The sequence below is a fragment of the Muricoccus harenae genome, from assembly GCF_009848505.1.
Lineage (GTDB): Bacteria > Pseudomonadota > Alphaproteobacteria > Acetobacterales > Acetobacteraceae > Roseomonas > Roseomonas harenae.
This window is the reverse complement of the sequence record NZ_WWDL01000048.1, coordinates 1-15,329: the sequence shown is the minus strand read 5'-3', so window position 1 is coordinate 15,329 and position 15,329 is coordinate 1. Positions and strand designations below refer to the sequence as shown.

Below are 15,329 nucleotides of genomic sequence, written 5' to 3'. Positions count from 1 at the left end.
CGGCCATAATGCGCCGGTCGCCTGCGAGTTTATCCCGAGCTCGCCGTACGAGGCCAAATGGGCCTCAACTTCCGCGACGCAGCCTCTCAAAGGCTCTGTCCCGCTTCATCGCCATCGTGCCGGCCCCATCCAATGGCCCGGCAGCATTCTACCTCACTGTAAACCCGAGGCCATTCGCAACAGAACCGAGGCCTCACTATCACCCGCTTATCCGTCTTGCCCGGCCTGACGGCAATCTGGGCTCCCCCGGAGTATGGCGGGGTGGCCTCCCCTTGCGATTCCATCCTCACTAGACCGGCAGGCCGATCCCAGCAACAAGGCCTCAAGTTTGGGGTACGGTGTGCAGCGCACGCCAAGCGGCGACGAAGGCGCGTGCATTCCGACTGACCTCCTCCGTGCCCGCGTCCGGCTTGTAGAGTGCCGAGCCAAGTCCGAAGCCGCTTGCACCGGCCGCCCGGAATGCGCCCATGCGCTCCGGCGTAATCCCGCCCACGGGCAGCAGACGCGTGCCTATCGGGAGCACGGAAAGCATCGCCTTCAGCACCGGCGGCGTCAGCATCTCGGCCGGGAAGAGCTTTAGCGCGTCGGCACCCGCAGCGATGGCGGCAAAGGCCTCCGTTGGCGTTGCGACGCCCGGTATGCAGACCATGCCGAGCGACTTCGCTGCGCTGATCACTTTGCTGTCGGCATGGGGCATCACGACAATGCGGCCGCCCGCGCACTTCACGTCCTCCACCTGCGCAGGAGAGGTTACAGTGCCCGCGCCCACCAGCACTCTAGCGCCCAGGGATGAGGCGAGGCGCTCAATGCTCTCCAGCGGACGCGGCGAGTTCAGCGGCACCTCGATGATCGCGAAGCCGGCCTCCACGAGCACCTGGCCGATCGGCACCACCTCCTCCGGCCTGACGCCGCGCAAGATGGCGACAAGCGGGAGCTGAAAGAGATAAGCATCCAGGCCCGTCATGTGCGCACCTCCGCAGCTTCGGTCACGAGACCCGCGCAACGAGCGATGCTCCAGAGGCCAGCGGCGTTCGCCTCTGCGTCGGCCATGACTGACACCTCGCGCAGGCCGAAGAGCGCAAGCGCCTGCACGTAGCGTTGGCAAAGCGCTGGATCGCCAATCAGTGCAAGCTCGGTCCCTCCCGTCGGCAGGGCACAAGCCAGCTCCTCGCCGATCAGCAGTCCCGAAAGGTACTCCAGGCTGAGCTCGGCTTTCAGTCCGCCAGTCAGCACAAGTGAGCGAGCGGAGAAAAGCAACGGTGCCACATGCCCTCCACACCTCACCGCCTCAACACCCCGCGCAAAGGCAGCACGCGCCTCGTCCTCGGGTGGCCTTGCCGCAGGGGCGAGCCGGCCGAGGATTGAATAAGAACGCAGCACAGCGAAGAGTTCGCCGGTCATGTAAGTGGCGAATGCCTGGATCCGGCCATCCTCGATCTCCACCCATTTCGAATGGGTTCCAGGCAGGACAAGCCTCGCTCGCGCGACGCGTCCGGGATGGAGGGCCAGCCATCCAGCAATCTGCGTTTCCTCGCCCCGCATCACATTCGGTGGGGAACCGAAGTGAGCGGCCCCCGGTACGATAACCAAGCCTCCACCTGGTACGGGGGTCAGATCCTTTGCAAGGTCATCGGGGCCAACCGGGCATGGCAGGTAGGGTGCCTCAACCCACCCTTGCCGGCTTCCCACCATGCCTGAGGCAATGGTTTTCAGCGCGGGCCACCGTGTCTGCCAACCGCCGACAGCGGACCGGAACGCCGCGTCAAACTTGCCGTCTGGGATGTGCATTACCCCGACTTCTGCGGTGACACTGTCCAACACGCGACCGTCATTGCCGAGCAGATAGGCACGCAGGGCCGTCGTGCCCCAATCCAAACCTATCAGCCCGGGCGTGTTCGACGCCATGATGGCTCCCCTTCGAGGATGCACCGGCGCGGCGACGGCCGGCGGCGAACGCCAATGGTGACCAGCTCCTATGTGGTTATCCAGGCCAAGTTTAGAGCAGATCACCATAGGGCGGGATCGCCTGGAGGCGTGAATCCGCTCATTAACAAGGTGAGGGAGCACCTGAATTGTTTCACCCCCGGCCAATTCCGCCTCCTGCAATGACGGTGCCGGTCAATGCTGCCGGATCCGGATGGGCCAGCCGGGCCGTAGGGTGCAGCAATTCAGCCCCTGCCCTTCCCGCCCCTCCAGCAGGGTGAGCGTCGCCTCAAGGAAGGCCACATAGAATTCCGCCTGCGGTTCGGGGATGTGGAGGTGCAGGCCAGCACCAGACCTGGAACGTCGATCCCTTCTCCCATAGGATTACGGCCATCTTGACCAGCTTCCGCTTCCTCCACGCCGCCGACCTGCACCTGGACAGCCCCTTGCGAGGCCTCGGCGCAGATGCCCCCGCCACGCGCATCCGGCAGGCCACGCGCGACGCGCTGGGCAACCTCGTCGATCTGGCGATCCGAGAGAGAGTCGACTTCGTTGTGGTCGCGGGCGATCTATACGATGGCGACTGGCCGGATTTCCGCACGGGCCAGGCGCTGGTCGCTGCCTTCGCGCGCCTGACGCGGGCCGGGATCCGCGTGGTCGCCATCCGGGGCAACCACGACGCCGAGAGCGTGCTTACCCGCTCCCTCCGCCTGCCCGACGGCGCGACGCTGCTGCGCGCCGATAAGCCCGACACGGTAGACTGGCCGGAATTCGCGGTCATCCTGCACGGGCAGAGCTTCGGAACACGCGACGTGCAGCAGAACCTCGCGCAATCCTATCCGGCGCCAGTCAGGAACCGCTTCAACATCGGCCTGCTGCACACCGCAGCCACCGGTCGCCCCGGCCACGCCTCCTATGCGCCCTGCACGGTCGAGCAGTTGGCGGCCCACGGCTACGACTACTGGGCGCTCGGCCACATTCACGCGCGCGAGGAGCTGCTGCGCGATCCCTGGATCGTCTTCCCCGGCAACCTCCAGGGCCGCCACGTCAACGAGGGCGGAGCCAAGGGCGCCAGCCTCGTCACCGTGCAGCACGGTCGTGTAGCGGGTGTGGAGCACCGGGCGCTCGACGCCGTGCGTTGGGAGCGGGCGAGCGTGGACTGCACGGGCGCCGTCGACGAAGAAGCCGTGTTGGAACGCGCCCGCCGCGCCATCGGTGAGGCGATGGACGGTGCCGAAGGCCGGCTGCTGGCCCTGCGCTTACGCCTCGAAGGCCCCTGCCCCGCCCATCCGGCGCTGGCCCGCGATCCCGCGGCCCTGCGCCAAAAGCTGTTCGCCGCCGGGCTGGAGGTGGCAGAGGCCGATGCCTTCTGGCTGGAGGATATCCGCCTCGCCACCCGGCCCATGCAGGACATTAGCGCGCTACGGGCGCGCGACGACGCGGTGGGGCGGCTGGTGCGAGCCATCGACGCCCTGGCCGATGGACCGGAGGCCGCGGGGCCGATGGCTGCGGGGCCGGTGGCCGCGGCGCAGGGCTACGCGTCGGCCATGCTGGACCGTGCCGCGGGCGGGCTGCGCCAGGCCCTCGGCCCAGACCACCCGGCCGTGCAGGCCGCCGAGGGCCAGCTCTCGCCCGAGATGCTGCGGCGGGCGCGCGACCTGCTGCTCGCGCGCCTCGCCCAGAGCTGACGCGCCATGCGGCTCACCGGCCTCACCCTGAGGCGCTACGGTCCCTTCGAGGAGACGGCGCTGTCCTTCGACCCCGCGCCGGGCCGGATCAACCTCGTCCTGGCACCGAACGGTGCCGGCAAGTCAGTGCTGCGCCACGCCTTCAGCGAGTTGCTCTTCGGCATCGGTGGGCAGACGCCGATGGGGTTCCGGCACGGCTACGCGGGAATGCAGCTCTCCGCCACCGGCCTTGCACCCGATGGAAGCTCCTTTGCCTTCACCCGGCGCAAGGGCCTGCGCAACACCCTGACCGGCCCCGACGACGCGCCACTCGACCAGGCGTGGCTGGACCGTCTGCTCGGGCGCGCCGATGGCAAGCTGCTGTCCCAGCTCTTCGCGCTCGACACGGAGCGGCTGCGCCAGGGCGGGCGCGACCTGCTGAGCTCCGGCGGCGCGCTGTCAGACGCATTGCTGGCCGCGGCTGGGGGCCTGCGCGAGGCCTCTGCCCTGCGCCGCAGCATGGACGAGGAGCGCGACCGCCTAGCGCCGCAGCGCAAGACGGCAACCCGCCCCTTCTATGCCGCGCTCGACCGCTGGTCGGAAAGCCGGAAGCGGCTCCGGCAGACCCTTGTGCGGCCGCAGGAATGGGCCGAGCGGGAGCGGGCGCTGCGGGAGGCCGAGGCGGCACGCGACGCGGCCAACCGCGCTGCCGCCGAGGCAGGCGGGACGCTGCGCCGGCTGGAGCGCATCCGCCGCATCCGCCCGCACCTTCTGCGACACGCGGCCGCCACCGCCTGGCTGGCGGCGCATCCGGAGGCGCCGCGCCTGCCGGCGGACCTCGCCGCGCGCCTGCCCGCCGCGCGCGGTGCCGTTGCCCTTGCGGCGCATGGCGTGGAGACGGCGCAGGCGTCGCTCCGCCGCCTGGAGGCAGAGATCACCGCGGTGGTGACCGATGATGCCCTGCTCGCGCAGGCGGAGGAGATCGCGGCGCTAATGGGCACGGTCGGCCTGGTGGAGCAGGCGCTGGAGGGGCTGCCGGAGGCGGAGGTCGCGCTCGCCGCCGCCCGCGACCGTGTGGGGGCGGCGCTCGTCGCCATGGGGCAACCGGAGACCGCCGATCCCGCTGGCGTCCTGCCTTCCCCCGCCCTGCTCGCCGAGCTGCGTCGGCTGATCGCGGAAGGGATCAGGCAGGAGGCCGCGCTCGCTGGCCTGCCGCGTCGCGCGGCGGAGGGAGCGGCGCGCCTCGGGGAGGCGGAGGCAGCGCTGACCGCCCTGCCCCCGCCCGATGATGCGCGGCGCCTGGAGGAGCTGCTGGCCGAGATCCGACGCGGGGGCGATCCGGTGGCCAACCTTGCCTCGGCGCGGCGCGGCGTGGCCGAGGCCGAGGCGCGCCGCACTGCGGCGCTGGCCGGGCTGCCGGCCGCGCTGCGTGATCCGGAAAGGCTGGCGGCCCTGGACCTGCCGGGCCCGGCCGCGCTGGAGCGCCTGTCGGGGACACGTGATGCCGCGCAGGCCGCTCTGGACCGCGCGGATGAGGCTCTGCGGCGCACGGAGGCGGCTCTCGGCGCGACACGGCATGAGCAAGCGGCACTGCTGGCCGCGGGCGCCCCGCCCACGCGCGAGGCATTGGCCGAGGCGCGGGCGCGGCGCGAGGCCGGGTGGGCTTTGGTTTTCCGACGTCTGTCCGGGGAGGCGACGGCGGCGGCGGAGCAGGCGCATTGCGGCGACCGCCCGCTCGCGCTCGCCTATGCGGAGGCCGTCGCGGAGGCCGACCGGCTGGCGGATGCCCGCTGGGCCGATGCGGAACGCGCCGCGACGGCGGAGCGCCTGACGCGGGTTCTTTCCGGCCAGGAGGCGGAGATCGCGATGGCAAGGGACGCTCGGGAGGCGGCCCGGGCGATCCGGGACGCGGCCGAGGAGGGCTGGGGCGCCGCCATCCGGCCGCTCGGGCTGGGCACGGGCGCCGGGCTGGCCGAGGTGCAGCGCGCGCTCGGCGCCCGTGAGGCCGGCTTGGCCGCGGCGCAGGGAATGGCGACGGCGCGGGCGGTGCTGGATGAACTGCTGGCGCAGCACAAGGGGGCGGCAGCGCGGGTGGGGCAGGCGCTGGGGCAGGCACCGAGCGAGGCGGCGTCGGCGAACCTGCCGCTGCTACTCGACCGGGCGGAGGAGCGCGTGCGGCAGCACCGGGCGGCAGAAGGCGAGCGCCGGGCCCGCGAGGCGGCGGTCGCGGCCGCGCGTGACCTGTTGCGGGACCTTGAAGGAGAGCGTGCCGAGGCGGCCGCGCACCGGGGCCACTGGCAGCGCGAGTGGGATGCGGCGCTGGAGCGGCTCGGCGGCGCGGCCGGCATGACGACGGGGGCGGTGGATGAGCGCTTGCTGGCCTATGAGGGCCTGGAGGAGGCGATGCGGGAGGCGGCCTCGCTAGAGACGAGGGCTGGGGCGTGGCGCGCTTCGGTGCAGCGTTTCCGGGCGGGCTATGGCGGACTTTGCGGCGCGCTGGGCCTCCCGCCGGCCACGGAGCCGGTAGCCGGGCTGCGGGAGCTGGACCGGCGCCAGCGCGCCGAGGCCGCGCTGGCCGGGCGCCGGGCCGCGCTCCTGGACCGTCGCGCGCGGGAGGCGGGAGCGCTGCGCGAGGGCGAGGCAGCGCTAGCCGGGGCGGAGGCGGAGCTGCGGGCTGTGCTCGCCGCGGCGGGGGCGATGACGCCGGAGGGCGCGGAGGCCCGCATCGCCCTCGGCGCCGAGCGGGAGCGCCAGGACACCCTGCGCGTCTCAGCGGCGGAGGAGATCCTGGCCGGCGGCGACGGGCTGGCCCCGGACGCCCTGTGGGCCGAGGCGGAGGCCGTGCCCGCCGGGGAGCTGGAGGCGGCGCTCGGAGAGGCGGAGGCGGCGCAGGAGCGCCAAGCGGGCGAGGCGCAGCTGGCGGTCGCAGCCGTCACGCGGCTGGAGATGGAGATGCGGCAGGTCGCGGGCGACGACGTGGCCCTGCGGGCCGCGGCCGACGAGGCCGCCGCCGCCGGAGTGCTCGGGCAGACGCTAGAGGACGCGCTGCTGATGCAGGTGGCGGCCGGGCTGCTGGAGGCCGCGCTTGGCGCCGTGCAGGAGGGCGCGGACGACGCGCTCCTGCGCCGGATCAGCGCCGCCTTCTCGACCCTGACCGGGGGCGCCTACACAGGCGTGACCTCGCAGGAGGACGAGCGCGGCACGGCGCGGCTGACTCTCCGCTCGCGCGCCTTCCCGGAGGAGGAGACGGGCGTCGACGGGCTCTCGGAGGGCTTGAGGGACGCGCTCTTCCTGGCGCTGCGGCTGGTCGCCATCGAGGATCAGGCAGCGGCCGGCACCGTGCTGCCCTTTCTCGGGGATGACATCCTGCAAAGCTTCGATGACGCGCGCGCCGCAGCCGCCTTTTTGGCGCTGCTGGACCTGGGCGGGACGGCACAGGTTATCCTGCTCAGCCACCACGAGCACCTGCTGCCGGTGCTTCGGGAGGCGGTGCCGGCCGAGGCCATCCACCTCCAGCGGCTTTCGTTATGAAGGTGCAGCAACGCTGCAGACGCGATCCAACGCTGCCACGCAGTCTGAAAAGACCGTTTGACGTGATCGTGCCCCACGGCGTGGTGTAGGAGGCGCTCCTTGGTCCGCACTACCTGTCACCCATTCGCGAAGCTTGCGCCACCTGCGTGGCGCGTTCCTGTCCTGACGGTGGTGGCGAGCGCTTACCGCTGTTTTGGCAAGGGCGCCGGGGCGCTCGCGCCGGGTCACGCCATGGCATCGACGCCGCATGGCCGGAATTACGTCATCGTTCCGACGTTTCCTCCTCGAGCAGCTGGGTGAGGGAGATACTTGTGCGCGCCGTCAGAGGCCTTTTTCCACTCGGAGCGACCTGCCTCCTGCTCATGGGCTGCGTGGCGCCACCCTATGACGGCTACTACCCGCCGTCCGTCTACCCGGCGCCTGGCGCTCCTTACGGGTCTTATCGGCAGCCCGACGACAGACCTTATGCGCTCCCGCCGCCCGCGCCTCCGGGCGTGGGGCCAATGCAGCGGCCCTATGAGAGGTTCCAGGGATACAGCCCCTATGCTGCCCCGCCCGGATACGATCCTCGTGCCGGGCGGTCGGAGGATCAGCGAGGATACGGCTATCCGGGCAATCTCCCTTACCGAAGCCAGCCCGGCACCCTGCCGGATGGCTGGGCGCCTGGATATCCGTACGCCGAACCGCCGGGCTATCGGCCTGACAACGATGCCCCCTTCAGCAGGCCCGGCCTGGAGCAGCCAACCTATCCGCCTGAAGCCGGCTATCCTAGCTATCGCCACGATGGGGGATCGCCTGAGGTGAACCGACCTGCCGATGAGGGATCAACAGGCCTCGGGAGACCGACCTGGCGTTGACGGGGCTGCTCATTGTCATCAGCCCGAGTGTGTTTCATGGGTCGGCTGAGACGATCCGTCCAGTGTCGGCCTCCCAGGCCACGACCGCCGCGTCCGTGAACCACACAGTCAGACTGCCACGCTGCATGGGGCGACATCGTACTCGGCCCAGTTTGTCGCCCGGCACTGCTGCTTCAGAATGCGGTGGCGTCGGGCGGTCGGCACTGGCCTTGAACGGCAAGCTGGGCTCCCCTGGAATGCGGACCGGACATCCTCCGAAGGATCTTATCCCAACCCAACCGGCAGGCTGACCCAAGCAACACAGGCCCTATGGTGCCTAACCACACACGAATTTACGCTGGTCCCGCGCCGCCGCGGACGAGGCGCTGCCAACCGGCCCGGACGTTCAGCAACATCCGCAATCTGGCTTCCGCCGCCAGGGTTTTAACCGGGTGGTAGATGAACTGAGGGTCGTCAGGGCTGCACTTCTGCCAATCGAAACTCCTATTGCTCAAGGCAGCATGTCTGCCCGTCCTGGCTGCGATGGCGTTGATGTGCTCGATCTTAAGGCCCGCATGGAGAGCAATGGTGGGAACGGTTGCTTCCTGATGCCCGCTCCACCCATCCCTGTATGCCTTATCTACGACATCCAGAAGGCGCGAGCTGTACCGCGAGACGCAGATGAGGGCACGGATCATCGTGTCAGGGGTGAGGCTGTGCACGGCCGGCGCCGGATGCAGTGTGCGCCACCAAGACCATTCTGGCAGTGCCGCCCGCGTGTGCGGAGGCTTCGGCACGATCAGGTCCGCGCCGGAGGCCGCATCCAGGATAGCAAGGAGATTGGCACCGCCGGCAAAAAGGACATCGTACTCCAATAGCCATATATGTCTGTATCCTGGGCGCTTGCGCCGAAAGGCAAGCATGGCGAGTTCTGTGTTCCCTGGGACGATCTTGCCGGAGGAACTCTTCTCCCCGAACTCCGGAAGGAAGATTTCCTCCGGCTCAACGGAGACCGCATCGATTTCCCTATCCGGTGCGGGGGCTTGTTCAGTGAGGAGGAGCGTCACGTCGAACCGCGGAGACAAGGCGCTGGCCAATTCGTGATAGCGGGCCAGCACCAAGTCATTCACGATGTGGCTGAGGAGCAGCACGCAGGTTGATCCCTGTGGCCCTGGAGCCGCTTCCAGCGTTTCGAGCATCGATTGCCTTTCTGGACCCAGTTCATGTTCCAACTGGCGCGCAAGGGCCGGGTACGGGCTCTCCTCGCGCCTCAGGGCAACACGGGAGCACTGTGGCTTCCGGGTTGATGCGGGTGCCTGGGCACCTGATTAGCCGGATCGGTCTGGTCGATCCTTTCGCACCGGCGCCGGCCAGCGGTCACGTCGGCTTTCATCCTGGCGAGGCCAAGTGAGTGGGGCAGGTTGAGGAAAACGGGACATTCACATAGACTAATTGCGAAAATGCACCGACATGCCGACAGCGATACCGGATCCTCACAAATCCTGGCAGCTTAGCTGCAGTGGCCGCGGGCTCGAGTTTGGGGGCAAGGCTGCGCTTCTTCAGGCCTGGCTAGCCCTGCGAAGTGGTCTGACCGAAATCTGGTGGAGCGGGGCGATCAACGGCTGGGCTGCGCTGGTCAGACATGGGACCAGGCGGCATCAGGCTGCCTGCCTCGGTGACCTCGAGGGGCGCGTTGCCCATCAGCTAAGCAGCAGCTCCGGCCGCCGGGTGCACGAGCACAGATCCGGCCGGCGATGCCGACTCATGCATGCCCGCCCGCTTGTTGGGCAGAACGGGCCGGAGCACTGTCCTGCGCGAGAGCCAGCCGAACCCCGGTGACGAGCAGGTGGACGCGCAGGGGCGACCCGTCCTAGCCTCTCGCCATGAGTGACCCTCACCGCATCGCCGGGTCCCAGACTGGGTCCCCGATCCCCGCCACGCACGACATGGGTGGTGCCACGCGTTTCCGCTGCACGGCGGTGGAGCGTGACGAGGCGCCGCCGGACGACTTCGGCAAGCGCGTGGATGCCCTGCGCCAGCTCCTCGCGCAGAAGAAGCTGATGACCGTGGACGAGCTTCGCCGCGGGATCGAAGCCATCCCCGAGGATGAGTATCTGGCGCTCACCTATTACGAGCGCTGGCTCCGATCCATCACCACGCTCATGCTGGAGAAGGGGGTTGTCACCGAGGAGGAGCTGCGATGACCCCGGCCGAGGGCACCAGCGCCGCCGCCTCCGACCCGCCCGGCGATCCCGCCCCCGCACAACCCCGCTTCCCACCCGGCACTCGCGTTCAGGTGCGGGACGATTGGCCGGAGCGCCGCGGCCCCTGCCACATCCGCACGCCGCATTACCTGCGGGGGCGCACCGGCACGGTGCAGCGCCTGCTCGGCCGCTTCGCGAACCCCGAGGACCTGGCCTTCGCCCGCCCGGCACCGAAGCGCGCGCTCTACCATGTTCTGTTCGAGCAGCCGCCAATCTGGGACGAAGGCCGCCCCGGCGACGAGTTGCTGGTCGAGATTTTCGAGCACTGGCTCGAACCCGCTGAGGCCATGAAGGAGGCGGTCTGAATGAGCGCGCCTGCCCGCTCCGATTCCCCTGCACGGCTGGAGGCGTTGATCGGCGCCCTGAAGGCAAAAAGTATCCTCACCGAGGAGGAGCTGGCCGCCCGCCAGGCGCAGACCGATCGCGCGAGCCCGGAGATCGGCGCCCGCATGGTAGCCAGGGCCTGGCTGGATCCGGAGTGGCGCCGCCGGCTGCTCTCGGACGGCTCCGCGGCGGCCGAAGCCATGGGCGTTTCCATGGCCGGCGCGCCGCCGCTCGGCGTGCTCGAGGATACGCCGCAGCGGCACCACCTCGTCGTCTGCACCCTCTGCAGCTGCTATCCGCGCGCGGTGCTCGGCTACCCGCCGCATTGGTACAAGAGCTTCGGCTTCCGCGCCCGCTCCGTGCGCGACCCGCGCGGCGTGCTGGCCGAATGGGGCACGGTACTGCCCGAAGGGGTGGATATCCGTGTGGTGGATAGCACGGCCGACTATCGCTGGATGGTGCTGCCGCTGCGCCCCGACGGGACCGAGGGCTGGTCGGAGGACCAACTCGCCGCCATCGTCACCCGCGACGCGCTGGTGGGCGTGGCGCTGCCGAAGGTGCCGCCGGCCGCCGCGGCCGCTTAGCGCCCAGAAGAACTGCGCCCCCCCCGCTGACAGGCGTCGGGTGGATTGCGCTGCGGCAGGACGTGCAAGCCGCAGGCGGGGCACCCACCTTCCGGCTATCGCGGAGCGCCGAAGTTCTTCCTTACCTCCCCCTTCCGGAGCCCTCGGGGAAGCGGCAGAAGCACTCCACCTATGCTCGTCCCCGCCCGGCTGACCCCTCTTCGGCCGTTCGGTGACGACGCCCCCGAAGGATGTCGGTTTCGCATGAGTGCTGCCCCTACCCTATCCCCCGATCTCGCCGGTGCGCTGCCCGAGCGCATCCGAGGGGTCGGCACCAGCCAGATCGGCCTGGTGGCCGACCGGGGCCGCGACGACCCCGATGTGGTGAAGCTCTGGATCGGCGAAGGGGACCTGCCGACGCCGGATTTCGTCGTCGAGGCCGCGCATCGCGCCATGCAAGCGGGCGAGACCCGCTACACCTATTCCCGCGGCCTGCCCCGCCTGCACCAAGCGCTGAGCGACTATCACCGCCGCCACTGGGGGGTGGAGGTGGCGCCCGAGCGCTTCGCCATCACGGCCGGCGGGATGAATGCGATCATGCAGGCCTGCCAGGCACTGCTGGACCCCGGCGACGAAGTCATCATCCCCTCCCCCAATTGGCCCAACCTGGCAGAGGCCGTGCGGGTGACCGGCGGCGTGCCAGTGACCGTGCCCTATCGCCGGTCGTCCGACGGCCGGTTCACCCTGCCACTGGAGGATGTGCTGGCGGCAGTGACGCCGCGCACACGCATCCTCGTGGTCAACTCCCCCTCGAACCCGACGGGCTGGGTGATGCCGCTCGCCGAGATGGAGGCGCTCCGTGACGCCGCCCGCGAACGGGGGCTGTGGATCATCTCGGACGAGGTCTACGGCCACTTCACCTATGGCAACACCATCACGCCGTCCTTTCTGCAGATCTGCACGCCGTCGGACCGGCTGATCGTCACCAACACCTTCTCCAAGAACTGGGCGATGACGGGCTGGCGCGCCGGCTGGATCGTCTATCCGGATGGGCTGGACGGAACCTTCACCAAGCTCGGGCAGTACAACACGACATCCATCCCCACCTTCATTCAGCACGCCGCCGTGACGGCGCTGGACGAGGGCGACGCCTTCATCCGCACCATGGTCGGCCGCTGCGACGAAAGCCGCACCATCATGGTGGAGGGTCTGTCGCGCCTGAAGGGCGTCACGGTGTTCCCGCCCGAGGGCGCCTTCTACCTCATGGCTAAGGTGGAGACAGGGGAGAGCAGCCTGGACCTCGCCTTCCGCCTGCTGCGGGAGGCCAAGGTCGGCGTCGCCCCCGGCACCGCATTCGGGCCGGATGGCGAGGGCTTCATCCGCATCTGCTTCGCGGTCAGCCCTGGCCTCGCGCGCGAAGCTGTGGCGCGGCTGACGCGGGTGCTCGGAGAGCGCTGAGCGCCGCCGCACGCCATCCGGGGAACGCAGCCTCGCGTCCCCGGCGGCGTCAGTACGACTTCGGAAGGCCGAGCGCCTTCTCGGCGATGTAGCACAGGATGAGCTGCGGGCTGACCGGCGCAAGCCGAGGGATCAGGGATTCCCGCAGCAGCCGCTCGACGTGGTATTCCTTTGCATAACCCATGCCGCCCAGCGTCGCGACCGCGGTCTGGCAGGCCTGGAATGCGGCTTCCGCGGCCAGGTACTTCGCCGCATTGGCCTCCGTGCCGCAGGGCTGGCCGGCGTCGTAAAGGGTGGCGGCCTTGAACACCATCAGCTCGGCCGCCTGGAGCTGCATCCAGGCCTGGGCCAGCGGGTGCTGGATTCCCTGGTTCATGCCGATCGGCCGGCCGAAGACGACGCGCTCCCCGGCATAGCGGCAGGCGCGCTCCAGCGCCGCCTGGCCGATGCCGATCGCCTCGGCAGCGATCAGGATGCGCTCGGGGTTGAGACCATGCAGCAGGTAGCCGAAGCCGCGTCCTTCCTCTCCGATGCGGTCCTCCGCGCTGACCTCCAGCCCGTCGATGAACAGCATGTTCGAATCGACAGCCTTGCGGCCCATCTTCTCGATCTCCCGCACCTCGATGCGGGAGCGGTCAAGATCGGTGTAGAACAGGCTCAGCCCCTGGGTCGGTTTTGCGACCTCCTCAAGCGGGGTGGTGCGCGCGATGATGAGCATCTTGTTCGCGACCTGGGCGGTCGAGATCCAGATCTTGCGGCCGCTCAGCACGTAGCGGTCGCCCTGCCGTACCGCGCGTGTCGTCAGCCGCGTGGTGTCGAGGCCCGCATCAGGTTCGGTCACCGCGAAGCAGGCCTTATCTTCGCCCGCGATGAGGGGCGGCAGGAAGCGCTGCTTCTGCTCCGCGGTGCCGAAGACCTGCACCGGGTTCAGGCCGAAGATGTTCATGTGGATCGCCGAGGCGCCCGACAGGCCCGCGCCCGAGGCGGCCACCGTTTGCATCATCAGCGCAGCCTCGGTAATGCCGAGGCCGGCGCCGCCATATTCTGGCGACATGGCAATGCCTAGCCAGCCGGCCTCGGCGAAGGCGCGATGGAAGTCGAAGGGGAAGCCGCCGTTCCGGTCCTTCTCCAACCAGTATTCATCGCCGAAGCCTTCGCAGATGCGCTCCACCGAGGCGCGGATCGCGCGCTGCTCCTCCGAGATGCTGAAATCCATGCGCCGTTTCCCCAATTGCTCTCGTGGTGCCGCCAATCCGCGGCGCGCTTCAAGTGCTCTTTTGTCGCGACGGGCTGCCGGACTTAGGGGCACCCTCCTGAGTCCGCAGGGCGCCGAATTCACGGTGAGGGCTTTCCGACAAAATGCCGGGCCTCACGCCGCAGCCGCCGGGCAATCGGAGCACGCTGTCAGCCGCCGCATGAACTCGCTTCGCCTCCATCCTCGCCATTGCGGCTCCCCGCCGTCCGCAGGCGCTGCATGCCGCGCCACCGTGCGGCACGGTAGGTGAGCGGCGCGGCGGTGTCGATCAGGGCTCGCCGGCCTCAGTTCGCGCCGATCGCGTCCTGCACGGCGTCGCCAAGCCGGTCCATGATGGAATCGATGGCGGCCGCATCGGCGATGTAGGGCGGCGCGATGATGATGTGATCGCCCTGCTTCCCATCGACAGTGCCACCCATGGGGTAGATCGCAATGCCGCGACGGAGGGCGGCATCCTTGATCCGGTCGTTGATACGGAGATCCGGATCGAAGCTGCGGCGCGTGGCGCGATCCTCCACGAACTCCAGCGCCCAGAACAGGCCGCGGCCCCGTATGTCGCCGACATGGGCATGGCCGCGGAAGCGGTCCCGCAGCCCGGCCCCGAGCCGCTCTCCCATGGCGCGCACATTCTCCAGCAGCCGGTCCTCACGGATGATCCGCTGGACCTCAAGAGCCGCGGCGCAGGCCACCGGATGCGCCTGGTAGGTGTGGCCATGCTTGAGGCTGCCGGAGCCGGCAGACAGGGCATCCACGATCCGGCGGCCCGCCAGCACGCCGCCGATCGGCTGGTAGCCGCCGCCAAGCCCCTTGGCGATGGTCTGGATATCCGGCGCGACGCCTTCCTGCTCCCATGCGTGCAGCGTGCCCGTACGGCCCATGCCGCACATCACCTCGTCCAGGATGAGCAGTGCCCCGTGGCGGTCGCAAACCTCGCGCATGGCGGGGAAATAGCCGGAAAGCGCCGTCACGCAGCCGGTCGTGGCGCCCACCACCGTCTCGGCGACGAAGGCGATGACGCTGTCCGGACCCAGGCGCTGGAACTCGGCCTCCAACTCCGCCGCCAGGCGGGTGACATAGGCGGCATCGCTCTCGCCTTCACCCTGGCCGCGATAGGCGAAGCAGGGCGAGACATGGCTGAAGCAATCCGCCAGGATCGGTGCATAGGGTTCCCGGCGCGCCATGTTGCCACCCAGTCCGAGCGCACCGAGCGTGTTGCCGTGATAGCTCTGCCGCCGCGCGATATAGCGCCGGCGTTGCGGCTGGCCCATCTCGAGGAAGTACTGGCGTGAGAGCTTCAGCGCAGCCTCCATTGCCTCAGAGCCGGAAGAGACGAAATAGGCCCGTGCAAGGCCGCCCGGTTCCTCGCCCACAAGAAAATTCGCTAGGGCGTGTCCTCAGATGGGGGATTCCCAGGATGGTGCTGGAGTGATTCATAGGGTGCCGGCAAGTTGTGGAGCAGCCGGGGAATGCGGCGATACGCGTTGCGTGACGATCAGTGGGTGCGGATC

10 protein-coding genes and 1 pseudogene are annotated in these 15,329 nt (G+C 69.4%); 6 read left to right on the top strand and 5 right to left on the bottom strand.

What is annotated here, in order from left to right; all coding sequences use genetic code 11:
• Positions 1-322: 322 nt before the first annotated feature.
• Together GSE44_RS23260 and GSE44_RS23255 are read right to left on the bottom strand one after the other, a co-directional pair.
• Entirely contained in the window at positions 323-964 is a 642-nt protein-coding gene (locus tag GSE44_RS23260; protein WP_159351220.1) for a 2-dehydro-3-deoxy-6-phosphogalactonate aldolase, read from the bottom strand.
• The gene (locus tag GSE44_RS23255) at positions 961-1,905 is read right to left on the bottom strand and encodes a 2-dehydro-3-deoxygalactonokinase (protein WP_159351219.1); all 945 of its coding nucleotides are present in this window, start codon (positions 1,903-1,905) and stop codon (positions 961-963) included. The genes GSE44_RS23260 and GSE44_RS23255 overlap by 4 nt, the downstream gene beginning before the upstream one ends.
• A gap of 413 nt (positions 1,906-2,318) precedes the next feature.
• On the opposite strand from GSE44_RS23255, the gene GSE44_RS23250 reads away from it, so the two are divergent.
• Positions 2,319-3,611: a metallophosphoesterase family protein gene (locus GSE44_RS23250; RefSeq protein ID WP_159351218.1), complete on the top strand. Its 1,293-nt coding sequence runs from the start codon at positions 2,319-2,321 to the stop codon at positions 3,609-3,611.
• A 6-nt stretch (positions 3,612-3,617) separates the two neighbouring features.
• The gene (locus GSE44_RS23245; protein WP_159351217.1) at positions 3,618-7,121 is read left to right on the top strand and encodes an AAA family ATPase; all 3,504 of its coding nucleotides are present in this window, start codon (positions 3,618-3,620) and stop codon (positions 7,119-7,121) included.
• Positions 7,122-8,310: 1,189 nt separating this feature from the next.
• On the opposite strand, the gene GSE44_RS23240 is transcribed toward GSE44_RS23245, so the two are convergent.
• Complete coding sequence (locus tag GSE44_RS23240) at positions 8,311-9,156, bottom strand: hypothetical protein (protein ID WP_159351216.1); 846 nt, start codon at positions 9,154-9,156, stop codon at positions 8,311-8,313.
• A gap of 684 nt (positions 9,157-9,840) precedes the next feature.
• Between GSE44_RS23240 and GSE44_RS26350 the strand changes: the two genes are divergently transcribed.
• The 4 genes from GSE44_RS26350 to GSE44_RS23220 all read left to right on the top strand — a co-directional run bounded on the left by GSE44_RS26350 (position 9,841) and on the right by GSE44_RS23220 (position 12,566).
• Positions 9,841-10,161, top strand: coding sequence for an SH3-like domain-containing protein (locus tag GSE44_RS26350; RefSeq protein WP_159351215.1), 321 nt, complete (start codon positions 9,841-9,843; stop codon positions 10,159-10,161).
• Positions 10,158-10,526: an SH3-like domain-containing protein gene (locus GSE44_RS26345; RefSeq protein WP_159351214.1), complete on the top strand. Its 369-nt coding sequence runs from the start codon at positions 10,158-10,160 to the stop codon at positions 10,524-10,526. Before GSE44_RS26350 ends, GSE44_RS26345 begins: the two co-directional genes overlap by 4 nt.
• Complete coding sequence (locus tag GSE44_RS23225; protein ID WP_159351213.1) at positions 10,527-11,129, top strand: nitrile hydratase subunit alpha; 603 nt, start codon at positions 10,527-10,529, stop codon at positions 11,127-11,129.
• A 243-nt stretch (positions 11,130-11,372) separates the two neighbouring features.
• Positions 11,373-12,566 (top strand): pyridoxal phosphate-dependent aminotransferase, encoded by a 1,194-nt coding sequence (locus GSE44_RS23220; protein WP_159351212.1) that lies wholly within the window; start codon positions 11,373-11,375, stop codon positions 12,564-12,566.
• Between the two features lie 49 nt (positions 12,567-12,615).
• Here GSE44_RS23220 and GSE44_RS23215 read toward each other — a convergent pair whose 3' ends face one another.
• A complete protein-coding gene (locus GSE44_RS23215) occupies positions 12,616-13,782 on the bottom strand; it encodes an acyl-CoA dehydrogenase family protein (RefSeq protein WP_159351211.1) in 1,167 nt (388 codons plus the stop codon).
• Positions 13,783-14,105: 323 nt separating this feature from the next.
• A pseudogene (locus GSE44_RS23210) lies at positions 14,106-15,197 on the bottom strand (aspartate aminotransferase family protein); the annotation flags it as partial.
• Positions 15,198-15,329 lie beyond the last annotated feature (132 nt).